This is a genomic window from Streptomyces sp. bgisy159, assembly GCF_057707805.1.
In genome coordinates this window covers 185,799-200,617 of the sequence record NZ_JBYIQX010000004.1, presented here as the reverse complement: position 1 = coordinate 200,617, position 14,819 = coordinate 185,799, and the positions used below count along the sequence as shown (strand labels likewise).

Annotated in this window: 14 protein-coding genes; 8 read left to right on the top strand and 6 right to left on the bottom strand. The window is 74.3% G+C overall.

Annotated features, from left to right (window positions below):
* Positions 1 to 3 precede the first annotated feature (3 nt).
* From AC3ET3_RS06580 to rpmG, 3 genes are read right to left on the bottom strand one after another with little or no spacing between them, the layout of a single operon-like run.
* Complete coding sequence (locus tag AC3ET3_RS06580; RefSeq protein ID WP_435611801.1) at positions 4 to 1,344, bottom strand: CobW family GTP-binding protein; 1,341 nt, start codon at positions 1,342 to 1,344, stop codon at positions 4 to 6.
* On the bottom strand, positions 1,344 to 1,592 hold the full coding sequence (locus AC3ET3_RS06575; protein ID WP_432135214.1) for a type B 50S ribosomal protein L31: 249 nt from the start codon (positions 1,590 to 1,592) through the stop codon (positions 1,344 to 1,346). The genes AC3ET3_RS06580 and AC3ET3_RS06575 overlap by 1 nt, the downstream gene beginning before the upstream one ends.
* A gap of 8 nt (positions 1,593 to 1,600) precedes the next feature.
* Positions 1,601 to 1,765 (bottom strand): 50S ribosomal protein L33, encoded by a 165-nt coding sequence (gene rpmG / locus AC3ET3_RS06570; protein WP_432135213.1) that lies wholly within the window; start codon positions 1,763 to 1,765, stop codon positions 1,601 to 1,603.
* A 62-nt stretch (positions 1,766 to 1,827) separates the two neighbouring features.
* Here rpmG and rpmB point away from each other — a divergent pair, with 62 nt between their 5' ends.
* The 4 genes from rpmB to AC3ET3_RS06550 all read left to right on the top strand — a co-directional run bounded on the left by rpmB (position 1,828) and on the right by AC3ET3_RS06550 (position 3,843).
* Positions 1,828 to 2,064, top strand: a complete 237-nt coding sequence (gene rpmB / locus AC3ET3_RS06565) for a 50S ribosomal protein L28 (RefSeq protein ID WP_432135212.1) — start codon at positions 1,828 to 1,830, stop codon at positions 2,062 to 2,064.
* Positions 2,064 to 2,369 (top strand): 30S ribosomal protein S14, encoded by a 306-nt coding sequence (gene rpsN / locus AC3ET3_RS06560; RefSeq protein ID WP_432155986.1) that lies wholly within the window; start codon positions 2,064 to 2,066, stop codon positions 2,367 to 2,369. The genes rpmB and rpsN overlap by 1 nt, the downstream gene beginning before the upstream one ends.
* Before the next feature lie 84 nt (positions 2,370 to 2,453).
* Positions 2,454 to 3,035: a hypothetical protein gene (locus AC3ET3_RS06555; RefSeq protein WP_432155985.1), complete on the top strand. Its 582-nt coding sequence runs from the start codon at positions 2,454 to 2,456 to the stop codon at positions 3,033 to 3,035.
* Between the two features lie 208 nt (positions 3,036 to 3,243).
* A complete protein-coding gene (locus AC3ET3_RS06550; protein ID WP_432155984.1) occupies positions 3,244 to 3,843 on the top strand; it encodes a DUF4232 domain-containing protein in 600 nt (199 codons plus the stop codon).
* A gap of 2 nt (positions 3,844 to 3,845) precedes the next feature.
* Here AC3ET3_RS06550 and AC3ET3_RS06545 read toward each other — a convergent pair whose 3' ends face one another.
* On the bottom strand, positions 3,846 to 5,177 hold the full coding sequence (locus tag AC3ET3_RS06545; protein WP_435611823.1) for a DUF2786 domain-containing protein: 1,332 nt from the start codon (positions 5,175 to 5,177) through the stop codon (positions 3,846 to 3,848).
* 185 nt (positions 5,178 to 5,362) lie between these two features.
* Here AC3ET3_RS06545 and AC3ET3_RS06540 point away from each other — a divergent pair, with 185 nt between their 5' ends.
* Positions 5,363 to 6,130, top strand: a complete 768-nt coding sequence (locus tag AC3ET3_RS06540; protein ID WP_432135207.1) for a Clp protease N-terminal domain-containing protein — start codon at positions 5,363 to 5,365, stop codon at positions 6,128 to 6,130.
* A gap of 342 nt (positions 6,131 to 6,472) precedes the next feature.
* The gene (locus AC3ET3_RS06535; RefSeq protein ID WP_432135206.1) at positions 6,473 to 8,197 is read left to right on the top strand and encodes a bifunctional 3'-5' exonuclease/DNA polymerase; all 1,725 of its coding nucleotides are present in this window, start codon (positions 6,473 to 6,475) and stop codon (positions 8,195 to 8,197) included.
* Here the strand turns inward: AC3ET3_RS06535 and AC3ET3_RS06530 are convergent.
* The gene (locus AC3ET3_RS06530; RefSeq protein WP_435611800.1) at positions 8,157 to 10,862 is read right to left on the bottom strand and encodes an AfsR/SARP family transcriptional regulator; all 2,706 of its coding nucleotides are present in this window, start codon (positions 10,860 to 10,862) and stop codon (positions 8,157 to 8,159) included. The genes AC3ET3_RS06535 and AC3ET3_RS06530 overlap by 41 nt on opposite strands.
* Before the next feature lie 429 nt (positions 10,863 to 11,291).
* Entirely contained in the window at positions 11,292 to 12,185 is an 894-nt protein-coding gene (locus tag AC3ET3_RS06525) for a glycosyltransferase family 2 protein (protein ID WP_432135236.1), read from the bottom strand.
* A gap of 350 nt (positions 12,186 to 12,535) precedes the next feature.
* Here AC3ET3_RS06525 and AC3ET3_RS06520 point away from each other — a divergent pair, with 350 nt between their 5' ends.
* Entirely contained in the window at positions 12,536 to 13,759 is a 1,224-nt protein-coding gene (locus tag AC3ET3_RS06520) for an NAD(P)/FAD-dependent oxidoreductase (RefSeq protein WP_435611799.1), read from the top strand.
* A gap of 65 nt (positions 13,760 to 13,824) precedes the next feature.
* Complete coding sequence (locus AC3ET3_RS06515; RefSeq protein ID WP_432135203.1) at positions 13,825 to 14,742, top strand: RNA polymerase sigma-70 factor; 918 nt, start codon at positions 13,825 to 13,827, stop codon at positions 14,740 to 14,742.
* The last annotated feature ends 77 nt before the right edge of the window (positions 14,743 to 14,819 follow it).

Genomic DNA, 14,819 nt, shown 5'->3' with positions numbered 1-14,819 from the left:
GGGTCAGATCTCCAGCAAGGTGTCGAAGGCGGGCGGCAGCCGCTTCCAGGCGTCCCGGCCGGCGGCGTACTCGGCCTCGGTGAGCAGGCAGGACTCCAGCAGCCGGGCCAGTCCGTCGCGGTCGAGGCCGGGCGAGGTGAAGACGAGGTGCTGGCAGCGGTCGCCGTGCTCGGGGTGCCAGTCCATCGCGGCGGCGGCACGGCGCACCGCCGGCACCATGTCCCAGGCCGCGTCGGGCAGCGCGGCCAGCCAGGGGCCGGCCGACTCCACGCACAGGGCACCCCCGGCCGCGTCCCAGTGGAGCAGTGTGTCGGGCCGGTCCGCGAGCCAGAACCGGCCCCGGCTGCGGGCGGCGGCGCAGGTCAGGTCCTCCAACGCCGCGTACAGCCGCTCCGGGTGGAAGGGGCGGTGGCGGCGCCAGACGAACGTCCCCACGCCGTGCGCGTCGGCCTCGGCGGGCAGCAGGGCACAGGCGGGGTGCTGGGCGGCGGCAGCCGCCTCCACGTCGAACCCCGCCAGGGCGGCTGCGGCGAGGGGGGAGGGGTCGGGCGAGGGTGGGATCGGGGAGACAAGGTGAGTCGGAGGGGTCGGGGAGCCCGGGGAGGCCGGCGGGGTCGGGGAAGCCGGCGGGGCCGGAAGGGGCGGTTCGGCGTTTGCACGTGCAGCCGGCGGTGCCCCCGGCGCGCTCCCCCGGGGCGTCGTGGCGTCCGCCGCGGCGTCGGAGCCCGCGCTGCCCGGCGGCCCGCCCGGCCGTCCGTCCCGTACGAGGACGCGGCGGGCCGTCGGATGGAGCTGCGCCAGCAGCTCGTGGTCCTCGTCGTCGGCCTCCGGGGAGGCGAGAACGGCGAGGACCGGGGCGTACTCCAGCTGCCGCGCGAAGGTGTCGGCCACGGTGCGCCGGTCGGTTGCGGCCGCCGCGAGGCCGCGCTCGGCCAGGTCGTCTCCGTTGCCGAGGTACGGCAGCACCAGCGCCGGGTCGACGGCCGTGATCACGCCGGTGACCGTGAGCCCTCCCGCGACGACGACCTCGGCCATCGCCTTCGGCTCGACGGAGTCCCACAGCTCGACCACCGCGAGCCGCGTCACCCCGTCCTCGGCGAGCCGGCGCAGCTCGGGCACCAGGTCCTCGCGCAGCGCGCAGCACGCGCAGTCGTTGACCAGGGGTGCCTCACCGGCCGCGAGAACGCCGCCTGCGTCGCGGATCGTCCGTACGACGGTCCCGGCGCCGGCCGTGGCCAGGTCGTGGTGGAGCACGACCGCGCCGGTGACGTCGGCGAGCAGCCGGTCGACCGCCGCCCGGCGGGCGTCGGCGTGCAGCCCGCCGACGATCACGACGGGGAGCATCAGCCCTTCTTCCCGTACCGGCGCTCGAAGCGCTCGACGCGTCCGGCGGTGTCCAGGACGCGGGCGGTGCCGGTGTAGAAGGGGTGGCTGACGTTCGAGATCTCGACGTCGACGACGGGGTAGGTGCCGCCGTCCGCCCACTCGATCGTCTTCTCGCTCGTCATGGTGGAGCGGGTCAGGAAGGCGTGGTTCGCTGCCCGGTCCCGGAAGACGACGGGACCGTACGGCGGGTGGATTCCGTTGCGCATGGCGGTGGTCAGCGCTCCTCTCGGAAGTCGACGTGGCGGCCGGCGACCGGGTCGTACTTGCGCAGGGTCATGCGGTCCGGGTCGTTGCGGCGGTTCTTGCGGGTCACGTAGGTGTAGCCGGTCCCCACCGTGGACCGGAGCCTGATGACCGGGCGGAGTTCGTTGCGTGCCATGCTGCTATCTTACTGAAAATGAATCCCATTACCACCCTCGCCCCAGGAGAGGTACGTCACCCATGTCCGCTCACTGCATGCTGACCGGCACCCGGCCCGGCTTCGGCAACCGCGTCTCCCACTCCCACCGGCGGACCTCCCGCCGCTTCGACCCCAACATCCAGTCCAAGCGCTACTGGCTGCCGAGCGAGGGGCGGTACGTCCGGCTGCGGCTGAGCACCAAGGGGATCAAGACGGTCGACGCGCTCGGGATCGAGGCCGCGGTGGCCCGGATCCGCGCACGGGGGGTGCGGGTCTGATGGCGAAGAAGAGCAAGATCGCGAAGAACGAGAAGCGACGGGAGACCGTCGCGCGGTACGCCGCCCGCCGGGCCGAGCTGAAGGAGATCGTCCGCCGTCCGACGTCGACGGCCGAGGAGCGGGCCGCCGCCCAGGCGGAGCTGCGCCGCCAGCCGCGCGACGCGAGCGCCACCCGGGTGCGCAACCGGGACCAGGTGGACGGGCGTCCCCGTGGGTACTTCCGGACGTTCGGGCTGTCCCGGGTGAGCCTGCGGTCGCAGGCGCACGCGGGGCACCTGCCGGGGGTGCGGAAGTCCTCCTGGTAGTGCCTGGTAGCTTGCTGCGGACCTGCCGGAGGGGTGGGCCTCTCCGGGGTCTTCCGCCGGGCTCAGCGTGTTTGGGGAGTTGCTGTGACTTCAGTGATGTACTCGACCCGGCGGGGTCCTGAGGCCCGCCGGCGGACGTGGGCCGCGGGCGTCGCGCTGGCCGGTGCGCTGGCGGTGACGCTGACGGCCTGCGGCGGCGGTGGCTCGGACGACGGTTCCTCCGCCGCCCCGGGCACCACGGCGACGGCGGACGGCGGCGCCACCGGCGGGGCTTCGAGCGGCGGTTCCGGCGACGGCTCGGCGAATCCCACGGCGTCCGCGTCCGCCTCCGCGGGGCCGCTGGAGGGCAGCTGGCTGGCCACGGACGGCGGCGAGGCCGTCGTCCTGATGGCGATCGGCGACAAGGCCGCCCTCTACGCGACCGGCGGGACCGTCTGCAAGGGCACCCTGGGCGAGGAGTCGGGGACGCGGGTCTTCCGGCTGGGCTGCGCCAGCGGCAGGAAGGACCGCGTCGTCGGCGAGGTCGACTCCGTCGGCGGCGACACGCTCAAGGTGACCTGGGACAGCGCGGTCGGCACCGAGACGTACCGCAAGGCGGGCGAGGGCAGCCTGCCGTCCGGGCTGCCGGAGGCAATGGCGTCGCAGACGCCGGCCGTCGGCCCGTAGGCCCCTTCGCCGACTGCGGAGGTCGGCAACGCAGGTCGGCAACGCAGGTCGGCAGACAGGTCGGCAACGCACGTCTACGGCGCAGGACAGCGGCGCAGGTCGACGGCGCAGGTCGACGGCGCAGGACAGCGGCACAAGATGACAACACAGGTCGACGACACCGGCGACCAAGTAACCCACGCACCTCACGACCCCGAGGACAGCCACGATGCGCTCCGGACCGCTCCCCCGCACCAAGGGCCGCACCTCCCTTGCCGCTCTCACCGCCCTCGGCGCCCTCGCCGCGGCTCTGCTGCTGACCGGCTGCGACAGCGGAGGCACCAGCGGCGCCGACGGCGGCACGAGTGCCGCCGCGGGCGGGACCGACGACGGGCAGGCCCCGGCCACGGCCACCCACCCTTGCACCGCCGAGGCGCTCGACTCGCAGCTCGGCCCCGTCAACGCCGCCCCGGCTGCCGGTGACACCGGCAGCGTCACCGTCACGATCACCAACACCGGGGCGGACTGCACCCTTGAGGGGTTCCCCGAGGTCCGGCTGACGGCGGCCGGTGCGGCGGTCCCGGTGCCGCGCCACCCGGCCGCCCGCGCCCAACCGCTCACCCTGGCAGGACAGGGCGCCGCCTCCTTCACCCTCACCTATGTGCGCGGCGCTGAGGGGCGGGACTCCATCGCCGCGGACACCGCCGCCTACACCCTGCCCGGCGGCTCGGCGCCCGCGTTCGACTTCCCGTGGTCGTACGGCGCCGTCGCCCGGAAGGACGGCGGGCCGGCCGCGACCGTGAGCGCGCTCCAGGCGGCGGGCGACTGAACTCAGCCGTGGCGCGGCAGCCCTCGCCGGGGCTCCACGCGCGCGTGGTCGGCGGCCTGGGCGCCCTCGGCCCAGCCGGCCTCGTCGGTGACGCCGCGCAGGCGGGTGGTGACCGTCTCGGGGAAGAGACGGTCCGTTGTGGCGGTGACGGCCACCTCGCGGGAGGCGAGAACGGGCAGGAGGTCCGCACCGACATGACTGCGCGCGGCCGAGGTGGCCGAGGCGAGCCGGGTGCCGACGCGGTGCGCGTAGGCCGCGAGGAAGGCCTGCCGGAAGGTCTTGGTGCGCTTGCGTCCGCCGGCTCGCTGGGCGGCCTCCGCCTTGGTCAGCGCGGTCTGGGCCTGGACGAGCAGTGAGGTGTGGAGCAGTTCCACCACCTCCAGGTCTGCCTCGAAGCCGACGACCGTGGAGAAGCCGAAGGGTTCGTTCCACACGGCCCGGCAGTGGTTGGCCGCGGCGACCGCGTCCAGCAGCACCGCCTTGGCCTGCTCGTACGGCGGCTCCACGCCGATACGGCAGGCGCCGGGCACGTCGGCCGCGGGCGCGGCGGCGTCGAGCAGCGCCTCGTCGACGCTGTGCCGGGCCATCAGCTCCTGCGCCTTCGCGGTCAGCGCCTCGGCCTCCTCGGGGAACCCGGTGGCCTCCGCCTTGGCGAGCAGGCCGCGGATCCGCGTGAGCATGCGGGTGTCCGACCGGTGCCCGCGGACCGGCTCGGGCAGGGGCTCCAGGGCGGGCAGGCGCAGCAGCAGGCGGTACAGCTCCAGGACGGCGGTCGCGTGGGAGAAGCGGTCGGTGCGGGGCGGCGGGTCGGCGGGCAGCTCGTCGAGCTGCGCGGCCCACCGGCGACCCCGCGCGCGGTCGCGAGCGCGGCTGCCTTGCGCGTGGCTCCGAGTGCTGGCTTGCTCGCGGTCCTGGATGCGGTCTTGCGGGTGATCCTGGGTGCGGTTCTGGGTGCGGTTCTGGGTGCGGTTCTGGGTGCGTTCCTTGGCGTGGCTATGGGCGCCGTCCTTGGCGTGACCCTGGGCGCCATCCTTGGCGGGGTCCTGGGCGCCATCCTTGGCGGGGTCCTGGGCGCCATCCTTGGCGGGGTCCTGGGCGCCATCCTTGGCGGGGTCCTGTGCCGCCTGGGCGCGGATCAGCGCGGCGACGTGGCGTACGTGTACCTCGTCCAGGTCCCGGCGGACGATCCGCACCACGTCGGCGGGCTGCCAACCGCGCCGCCACAGGGCCGCCACGAACTCCGTTCCGCGTGCGGCGAGTTCGGTGTCCGCCGCCACGTCCGCGGCGAGCAGCGAGGCTCCGGTGTCCAGGGAGGCGTCACCGGCGTCGTACAGGGCGGCCCGGAAGGCGCGTTCGACGGTGCCGGCGGGCGGGGCGTCCCGGGGCGTGCTGCCGGGGCGGTCGGTGGGGCTCACGGTCCGATCGTGCCACGGACGGCGAGTCGCCCGGTCGCGGCCGTCTCGACCCACACTGTCAACCCAAGGTTGCATACCGAGGACTGTCAACCTATGGTTGACACATGTCGACGAACCAGAGCATCACGTCATCCGTACGGCTCGACGACCTGATCGCGGCCATCAAGAAGGTCCACCCGGAACCCCTCGACCAGTTGCAGGACGCGGTGATCGCGGCGGACCACCTGGGGGACGTGGCCGACCACCTGATCGGCCACTTCGTGGACCAGGCCCGGCGGTCCGGCGCCTCCTGGACGGACATCGGCCGCAGCATGGGCGTCACCCGGCAGGCCGCCCAGAAGCGGTTCGTGCCGAAGGAGTCGGCCGACCTGGACCCGAGCCAGGGCTTCAGCCGGTACACCCCGCGCGCCCGCAACGCGGTGGTCGCGGCCCACAACGAGGCCGTCGCAGCCCGCAACCCCGAGGGCCGGCCCGAACACCTGGTCCTCGGCCTGCTGGCCGAGCCGGAGGGGCTGGCCGCCAAGGCGATCACCGCGCAGGGCGTCCTGCTGGACTCCGTACGCCAGAGCGCCGCCGCCGCGCTGCCGGCCGCCGCCGAGGAGGTCCCGGAACTGATCCCCTACGGCTCCGACGCGAAGAAGGTGCTGGAACTCACCTTCCGCGAGGCCCTGCGCCTCGGCCACAACTACATCGGCACCGAGCACCTCCTCCTCGCCCTGCTGGAGTTCGAGCACGGGGACGGCGTCCTCAGCGGCCTCGGCATCTCCAAGACACGGACCGAGGAGTACGTGGCGCGGGCCCTGTCCGAGTTCGCCAAGGGAATGGGCGCGGGCCCGGATTCGGCCACGGGCTCGGACCCGGCGTCGGACTAGGCCCCGGCCATCGGCTCGCACCCGCCGACGGCGCTCAGCCCCGGCCATCGGCTCGCACCCGCCGACGGCGCTCAGCCCCGGCCATCGGCTCGCACCCGGCGACGGGACGCAGACCCGGCAACGGGCATCCGGTCCGGCGACCAGGCATCCGGTCCGGCAACGGGCATCGGGGCCGGCAACGCGCATCGGGGCCGAGGACGGCCCACGTATCTCCGAGGGCTTGGAGACGGGCGTCCAGAGATGGGACCAGGGCCCCCCGGGACAGGGCGCCCCGCCACCCTCCGCGGACCGGATCGGTGCAGGTCGGGGCGGATTGTCAGTGCCGACTGGCACACTCGCGACATGACCGATCGGTGGGCACTCGCTCCGGCCGAGGGCGGTGGCGTGGAGCTCGCCCCCCTCGGCCCGGACGGGCTGCCCGCCGCGTCGGTCGTCCGGGAGCCGGATCTCGTCGAAGCCGTCCGCGGTCGGCCCGACGTGACCCGCTGGGTCTGGCGTTCCACGGCCGAGGTGTACCCGCGTCTACTCGCCACGGGGGTGCGAGTCGAGCGGTGCTACGACGTCGAGGACGCCGAGACCCTGCTCCTGGGTCACGAGGGGCGGTACGGGGAGCCCCGCTCGGCCGCCGCCGCCCTGGCCCGGCTGCGCGGCGGCCCCGTACCGCCCGACCCGCCGCAGCGGGCCGCCTCCCCCGGCGCCCAGTCACCGCTGTTCGAGCCGCAGGACACCGCCCGCCTGCCGCTGACCGACCTCCTCGCGGTCTACGCCGAACAGCAGAGGCGGCTCGACCGGACCGAGCACCCCGCCCGGATGCGGCTGCTGGCGGCGAGCGAGTCGGCGGGGATGCTGCTGGCCGCCGAGATGAACAGGGCCGGCATACCCTGGCGGGCGGACGTGCACCGAGCGGTCCTGCACGACCTGCTGGGCGAGCGGTACGCGGGCGGTGGCGAACCGCGCCGCCTGGCAGAGCTGGCCGAGGAGGTGTCGGCCGCCTTCGGCCACCGCGTACGCCCCGACCTGCCCGCCGAAGTCGTCAAGGCGTTCGCGCGGGCCGGGATCCGGGTCCGCTCCACCCGCCGCTGGGAGATCGAGTCGCTAGACCACCCGGCCGTGAAACCCCTCGTCGAGTACAAGAAGCTGTACCGCGTGTGGGTGGCCCACGGCTGGAGCTGGCTGCAGGACTGGGTGCGCGACGGCCGGTTCCGCCCCGAGTTCCTCGTCGGCGGGACGGTCACCGGGCGCTGGGTGACCAACGGCGGAGGGGCCCTGCAAATTCCCAAGGTGATCCGGCGTGCGGTCGTCGCCGACCCCGGCTGGCGACTCGTCGTGGCCGACGCCGACCAGATGGAGCCCCGGGTGCTCGCGGCGATCTCCCGCGACCCCGGCCTGATGGAGGTCGCCGGACGGGAGACCGACCTCTACCAGTCCGTCTCCGACCGGGCCTTCGCCGGCAACCGCGACCACGCCAAACTCGCCGTGCTCGGCGCCGTCTACGGGCAGACCTCCGGCGACGGCCTGAAGAACCTCGCCGCGCTGCGCCGCCGCTTCCCGCACGCGGTGGCGTACGTCGACGAGGCCGCGCGGGCGGGCGAGGAAGGACGCCTGGTCCGCACCTGGCTCGGCCGCACCTGCCCGCCGGCGGTCACCGCGGGGGAGGACCACGCGGAGGAGGCGGGCATCCCCCTCGGCGACGAAGCGGGCGGTCCCTTCGGGGCCGGCGAGAGCGGAGACGCCGACGAACGGCAGCAGTGGGTGCCGGGCTACGCGTCCGGCAACGCCCGCGCGCGGGGCCGTTTCACCCGAAACTTCGTGGTCCAGGGCAGCGCCGCCGACTGGGCACTGCTCATGCTCGCCGCGCTGCGCCGCACCTGCGCGGACATGGCCGCCGAGCTGGTCTTCTTCCAGCACGACGAGGTGATCGTGCACTGCCCGCGCGAGGAGGCGCAGGCGGTCGTGGCCGCGATCCGGGAGGCGTCGGAGCTGGCGGGGCGGCTGACGTTCGGGGAGACGCCGGTGCGGTTCCCGTTCACGACAGCGGTGGTGGAGTGCTACGCGGACGCCAAGTGAGGGGCCTCTCCTCGCCAGATTCGGGGTCCGCCGTCGCCAGCTCGCGGGCGAACTCGCGTACGAGGTCGTGGAGGGTGTAGCGGCCGTAGGTGGTCTCCTCCAGCAGGGCGACGTCGACCAGGCGGTCGAGCGCGGCCTCGGCGCGGTGTTCGTCGATGCCGGTGAGACGGGCGAGCAGGGATGTGCCGTAGGCGGGCTGATCGAGCGCGCCGATGCGGCTCAGGACAAGGGCCGCGTCCCGGTCGGCCTCGCGGTCGGACGCGGCGAGTGCGTCACGTGTGACGGCGAGCGACCTGCGCACGCTGAGGTCGTCGTATTCGAGTCGGCTCAGCCGTCCGTCGGTGGTGGCCAGTTGACCGGCGAGCACATCGGGGGTGAGGGCGCGGCGTGCGGCGAGACGGGCCGCGACGACGCGCAGGGCGAGAGGGAGGCGGCCGGTGAGATCGACCAGTGGATGCGACGCGTCGAGGCCGGTCCGTCCGGAGACCGCGCGCAGCAGTGCCGCGCTCTCCTGCGGCGACAGCGGCGCGAGCGGGAAGCGGTGGGCACCGTCGAGCACGGTCAGTGGTGAGCGGCTGGTCACGAGCACCGCGCAGCCGGGGCCGGCCGGGAGCAGCGGCCGCACTTGGGCGGCGTGCGCGGCGTCGTCGAGCAGGATCAGCGTGCGGGTGGGTGCGAGCAGCGTGCGCAGCAACGCTGACCTGGCCTCGTGGCGCTCGGGGATGCGGTGGGGTTCCGTGCCCAGGTCGCGCAGCAGGGAGGCGAGGGCCTGGTCGACGCGGAGGGGGATCGTGCCCGGGGTGGCGCCCTGCAGGTCGAGGTAGAGCTGACCGTCGGGGAAACGTTCCCTCAGGGTGTGGGCCACCCGCAGCGCGAGGGCGCTCTTGCCGACGCCGGCCATCCCGCTGACGACGGCGACCCGGGGGGCGCCCTCGCCGCCGGGCTCGGTGAGGGTGCGGTGGAGGCGGCGGACCTCGTCGGTACGGCCGGTGAAGGCGGCTGGTGGGGGTGGGAGTTGGGCTGGAGGGAGCGGGGCGGTGGGATCGGGGGTGCCGGTGGCGGGGGTGGGGGTGCCCGTGGCAGCGGTACCGGTGGCGGGGGTGGGAGTGCCCGTGGCAGCGGTACCGGTGGCGGGGGTGGGAGTGTCCGTGGCGGCGGTGCCGGTGACAGGGGTGGCCCCAGGGGAGGCAGGGTGACCAGTGCGGCCGGGCTGACCGAGGTGGTCGGGCTGGCGGGACTGGCCGGGCTGGCGCAGGTGATGGGGATGCTCGCGGTGGTCGCAGGCCGTGGGGCGGCCCGGGAACGAGGGGGCATCGGTGCGGCGCGGTGTCGAGGACGGGGTGGCCAGCGCGGCCGGGGCGGGCGACGCGCCGGCGTCCGGATCGTCCGCCGAAGCCGGTCCGTCGGCAGGGGGCGCCGCGTCGGACGGGGCCGCCTCGTCGCCCTCGCCCCTCACACTTCCGACGACCCGGGTACCGAAGTCGGCGCCGACGCCCTCCCGAACGCCGTCAGCCCGCCTCGCGCCCTCACCTCGTCCCGCGTCCTCACCTCGTCCCGCGCCCCCGGCCCATTCCACGTCCCCGGCCCATTCCACGTCCCCGGCCCGCCTCCCTCCCCCGGCCCGCCCCGCACGGTCGGACCGAACGTCTCCGCCCGCCAACGCAGTCCCGTCACCGTCCGCCGGGGCTTTCACCGCGTCCGCCTCCCCCGCTCCGCGGAGCACCTCCGCATGGGCGTCGCGGACGGACCGGCCCGGCTCGACGCCGAGTTCGTCGATGAGGCGGGTGCGCAGGTCGCGGTGGACGGCGAGGGCCTCGGCCTGACGTCCGGTGCGGTGCAGGGCGAGCATCAGCTGCCGCTGGTACGACTCACGGAGCGGGTGGTCGACGGCCAGCGCGGCGAGTTCGGGCAGCACACGGTCCAGCCGGGTTCCCCCGAGGGCCAGGTCGGCGTCGTAGCGCCATTCCAGCAGGAGCAGCCGGGCCTCCTGGAAGCGCTGGACGAAGGCGTAGCCGCCCAGTTCGGCGGGCAGACCGCTCAGCGGCGTACCCCGCCAGAGCGCGAGGCCGGCCACGCACTCGCGTACGACACGGTCCCAGTTCCGGGCGGCGTGCGCGGCCCGGGCGGCGGCCAGGTGGCTCTCGAAGGCATGCACGTCCAGTTCGCCCCACTCGACGCGCAGCAGGTAGCCGGGCGGTACGGCCCGCAGCCGCTCGGGGTCGTCGAGCAGGCGGCGCAACCGCGTGACGTGGTTGTGCAGGGACGCGCGGGCCGAGGCGGGCGGCGCGCCGCCCCACAGCACCTCCTCCAGCGACTCGACCGGAACGACCCGGCCGGCTTCCAGGAGCAGCGCGGCGAGGAGCGTGCGGACCTTGGGACTGCCGATGCTCCGCATCCCGAGTCCGTCGACCGGCTGGAGCTCCTGAGCCTCGCGGACCTCATGAAGTTCCTGCGCCTCGTGGACCTCGTCAGCCTCCTGAGCCTCGCGGACCTCCCGGAGTTCCTGTCCCCCGTGCAGTTCCCGGACCTCGCCCCCGGCCTCCCGGGCACCGGTACCGTCGGAATCACGGGCGCTTCCCGAGCCGGAGCGGCCGCCCGCGCCCTCGGCGTCGTAGAGAACCGTCGGTCCCAGCAGTCCGAACCGCAGCTCGTACCGCCGCTTCACGCCGATCCACCCACCTCGATTCGATACGGCGGCTTTCGGCCACCATGCCCTGGACGGTTCTCGGCGGCATCGGCCAGTTCCCGGGCCACTCGCCGCGCGAGCCGACGACTTCGCGCCAACTGCCGTGCGACGGCGGGGAGAACCGTTGGCCACATGTTAGCGATCCGTTGGTGCCGTTTGATGTGATCATTCCATCGGAACTGGCCCGAGGGCGCGCGCGTACGACGCGCAGCTCGGGGGAGTGTCGCCGTTGCGGCCGGTTCCGGGCGCGCGAGGGCCCCGGTCGGCGGAGGTGAACGACCGGGGTCTCGCCCATACAGGCAGATGGCCTCGACCCAGGCCACCGTTCACCCCGCTCAGGCCCCCGACGCAGGCCACCCCGGCTCAGATCGCATCAGCCCAGGTCACCGCGGCCGAGACCACCCTGGCTCAGATCACCGGCGGTCGGCCCAGCCGCGTGAGTCGCCACACCGTGCGCCAGCGCATGGGGCGCCGCGGGCCCGCCGGCTCGCGCACCCCCTCCACGAACCCGCCGAACCAGGCCCGCAGCCCGGCGGCCGACCGCGTACGCAGCAGGGTGACGGCGACCCACACGCCGAGGTGGACCGGGATGAGCGGCAGCGGAAGGTTGCGGCGGACCAGCCACACCCGGTTGCGGGCGGTGACGCGGTGATAGATGGCGTGCCGGGCGGGCGAGGTCCTGGGGTGCTGCAGCAGCAGTTCGGGCGCGTAGCGGATACGCCAGCCGGCGTCGGTGGCCCGCCAGGCGAGGTCGGTCTCCTCGTGCGCGAAGAAGAACTCGGCGGGCCAGTCGCCGGTCTCGTCGAGCATGGCCATGCTGAGCGCGTGACCCCCGCCGAGGAAGCCGGTGACGTACCCGCCGCGCATCGGGTCGGACGCGCCCACCCTCGGCACGTGCCGCCGCTGGGTCTCCCCCGTCTCGTCGGCGATGCGGAAGCCGACGATCCCAAGCCGCGGGTCGGCCGCGTACAGATCGCGGATCCGGCGCAGCACGTCCGGGTCGACCAGCAGTCCGTCGTCGTCCAGCTCGACCACGACATCGACGTCGCCGTACTCCCGGAGCCGGGCGAGCGCGACGTTGCGCCCGCCGGGGCAGCCGAGGTTCTCGTCCACCTCGATCGGAGTGACCTCACCGGGCAGCGAGAGCCGCTCGGCGAACTCGGGCAGCCGGCAGCCGTTCCCCACGATCACGAGACGGGCCGGCGCCAGGTCCTGCTTGGCCACGGACTCCAGCAGGGCGTCGACCTCGGTGGGCCTGTTGCCCATGGTCACGACGGCGACGGCGATCCTCGGCTCCACCAGGTCCCTCATCTCGTACGGCGACGACGACACCGGCGTCCGCGCGTGCCGCGCCTGTCGTTCACCCAGATGCCGGACACGCAGATGTCGGCCACGCAAATGTCAGCCCCGCGAACGCCAGGCACGCAAACGCCAGGCACGCAGATGCCAGGCACGCAGATGCCGGACACCCAGATGTCTGGCCCCTGGATGTCGTTCACGAAGATGTTGCCTCAAGGGCGGCCGTTGTCTCCGCCCGAGGTTCCTTTTGCCCAGCTCGGAGTGACGTGCGCCACACCGTGTCACAGCGGCGGCCCGCCCGGTGTCTTGAGGCCGAACCCCTGAAGACGCCGGAGACGTAGGAGACAGACACCATGGCTCAGAACACCGAAGTGATCGTCGTCGGTGGCGGATACGCGGGCGTCATGGCCGCCAACCGTCTCACCCAGCGCGACGACGTGACCGTGACGCTGGTCAACCCCCGCCCCGCCTTCGTCGAGCGGCTGCGCCTGCACCAGCTGGTGGGCGGGAGTGACGACGCGGTGGTCGACTACGGCGAGGTCCTGTCCGAGCGCGTGCGGCTGGTCGTCGACACCGTGACCCGCATCGACGCGCCCGACCGCCGCCTCGCCCTCGCCTCGGGCGACACACTCGGCTACGACTACCTGATCTACGCGGTGGGCAGCGGCAGCGCCGACCCGGCCGTGCCCGGGGCGGCCGAGTTCGCCTACCCGATCGCCACACTGGAGGACGCCGAGCGGCTGCGGCCGGCCCTCGACTCGGCCCCCGCCGGCGCCCCGGTGACCGTGGTCGGCGCCGGGCCGAGCGGCATCGAGGTCGCCGCCGAGCTGGCGGAGGCGGGCCGCGCCGTCACCCTGGTCTGCGGCGGCCCGCTCGGCCCCTACCTGCACCCCAAGGGCCGCCGCTCGGTCGCCCGGCAGCTCGCCCGGCTCGGCGTGACCGTCCTGGACGGCCCCGGCACACGGGTGACGGCCGTGACGCGGGACGCGGTACGGCTCGCCGACGGCCGCGACCTGCTGAGCCGGATCACCGTCTGGACCGCCGGCTTCTCGGTGCCGGACCTGGCCGCACGCAGCGGGCTGCGCACCGACACCCTCGGCCGGCTGCTCACCGACGAGACCCTGACCAGCGTGGACGACCCGCGCCTCATCGCCGCCGGGGACTCGGCCGCGCCGTCGGACCTGCCGTACCGGATGGGCTGCCAGTCGGCGGTCCAGCTCGGCCCGCAGGCCGCCGAGACCGTGCTCAGCCGTATCGCCGGCAAGGAGCCCGTGGCGGCGCAGGTGGGGTTCGCCGGACAGTGCATCAGCCTCGGGCGCCGCGCCGGCATCTTCCAGTTCGCACGCCGGGACGACAACGCGATCGGCCTCCACGTCGGCGGACGTCCGGGCGGCAGGCTCAAGGAGTACGTCGTCAAGCACACCGTCGAGCAGCTGGCGTACGAGGGCCGCAAGCCCGGTGCGCGCAGCATGTGGATCAAGGACGGCAAGCGGGAAGAACTCCTGCGGACCAAGTCGGCGAAGGCCCCGGCGAGGCCGGAACAGCCGACGGCACGGCCCACCGGACGGGCGGCCTGACGCGACGACACGACCCGTTCGCCGCCGGTGCACCAGGCGGCACAGCACGCCCCGGAGGCCGATTCATGCACGACGACGCGGACAGCCCGGTGAGCGACGACGCCACCAGGGCGACCGACACCTTCGTCGCCCACCGCAACCTGCTCTTCACCATCGCCTACGAGATGCTCGGATCGGCGGCCGACGCCGAGGACGTGCTGCAGGAGACCTGGCTGCGCTGGGTCGAGGTCGATCCCGGCCAGGTGCGCGACGACCGCGCGTACCTGGTCCGGATCACCACCCGCCAGTCACTGAACCGCCTGCGCACCCTGAAGCGCCGCAAGGAGGCCTACGTCGGCCCGTGGCTGCCGGAGCCCCTGCTCACGGCCCCGGACGTCGCCGAGGACGTCGAACTCGCCGAGAGCATGTCGATGGCGATGATGCTGGTCCTGGAGACCCTGTCGCCGACCGAGCGCGCAGTGTTCGTGCTGCGCGAGGTGTTCGACGTCGGCTACGACGAGATCGCGCCCGCCGTCGGCAAGACCCCCGCGGCGGTCCGCCAGATCGCCCACCGGGCCCGCCGCCACGTCGACGCCCGCCGTCCCCGCGAGGCGGTCTCCCCCAAGGCCGCGCAGGCCGCGCTGGAGTCGTTCCGGCGCGCGATCGAGTCCGGCGACCCGCAGGAGCTGCTCGACGTACTGGCCCCGGACGTCGTCCTCGTCAGCGACGGCGGCGGCGTCAAGCACGCGGCCCTGCGCCCGGTCGCCGGCGCCGACAAGGTGGCCCGCCTGTTCCTCGGCGGCCTGACCAAGCTCACCGAACCCCTCACCACGGCCCCCACCGTCATCAACGGCACCCCGGCGCTCCTCGTCCACCTGGCCGGCGAACTCGACGGCATCCTGGCCCTCCGGGTCCACGACGGCCGCATCACCGGCCTCTACTACGTCCGCAACCCCGCCAAACTCACCCACGTCACCTCGGAGACCCCCCTGAGCCTGCGCTGACACCGCCTCGCGGCCCGGCAGGGCCGCAGGACACACGGAAAGGGCGGGGATGCCGGACGCGGCCGACCGGGATCTGT

Bases quoted from the DNA above. Each gene is read 5' to 3' on its own strand.
- rpmB (WP_432135212.1), top strand. From the start codon at position 1,828: ATGTCCGCTCACTGCATGCTGACCGGCACCCGGCCCGGCTTCGGCAAC.
- AC3ET3_RS06540 (WP_432135207.1), top strand. From the start codon at position 5,363: ATGTCGACGAACCAGAGCATCACGTCATCCGTACGGCTCGACGACCTG.
- AC3ET3_RS06580 (WP_435611801.1), bottom strand. From the start codon at position 1,344: ATGCTCCCCGTCGTGATCGTCGGCGGGCTGCACGCCGACGCCCGCCGG.
- rpmG (WP_432135213.1), bottom strand. From the start codon at position 1,765: ATGGCACGCAACGAACTCCGCCCGGTCATCAGGCTCCGGTCCACGGTG.
- AC3ET3_RS06520 (WP_435611799.1), top strand. From the start codon at position 12,536: ATGGCTCAGAACACCGAAGTGATCGTCGTCGGTGGCGGATACGCGGGC.
- AC3ET3_RS06535 (WP_432135206.1), top strand. From the start codon at position 6,473: ATGACCGATCGGTGGGCACTCGCTCCGGCCGAGGGCGGTGGCGTGGAG.
- AC3ET3_RS06575 (WP_432135214.1), bottom strand. From the start codon at position 1,592: ATGCGCAACGGAATCCACCCGCCGTACGGTCCCGTCGTCTTCCGGGAC.
- AC3ET3_RS06515 (WP_432135203.1), top strand. From the start codon at position 13,825: ATGCACGACGACGCGGACAGCCCGGTGAGCGACGACGCCACCAGGGCG.
- AC3ET3_RS06550 (WP_432155984.1), top strand. From the start codon at position 3,244: ATGCGCTCCGGACCGCTCCCCCGCACCAAGGGCCGCACCTCCCTTGCC.
- rpsN (WP_432155986.1), top strand. From the start codon at position 2,064: ATGGCGAAGAAGAGCAAGATCGCGAAGAACGAGAAGCGACGGGAGACC.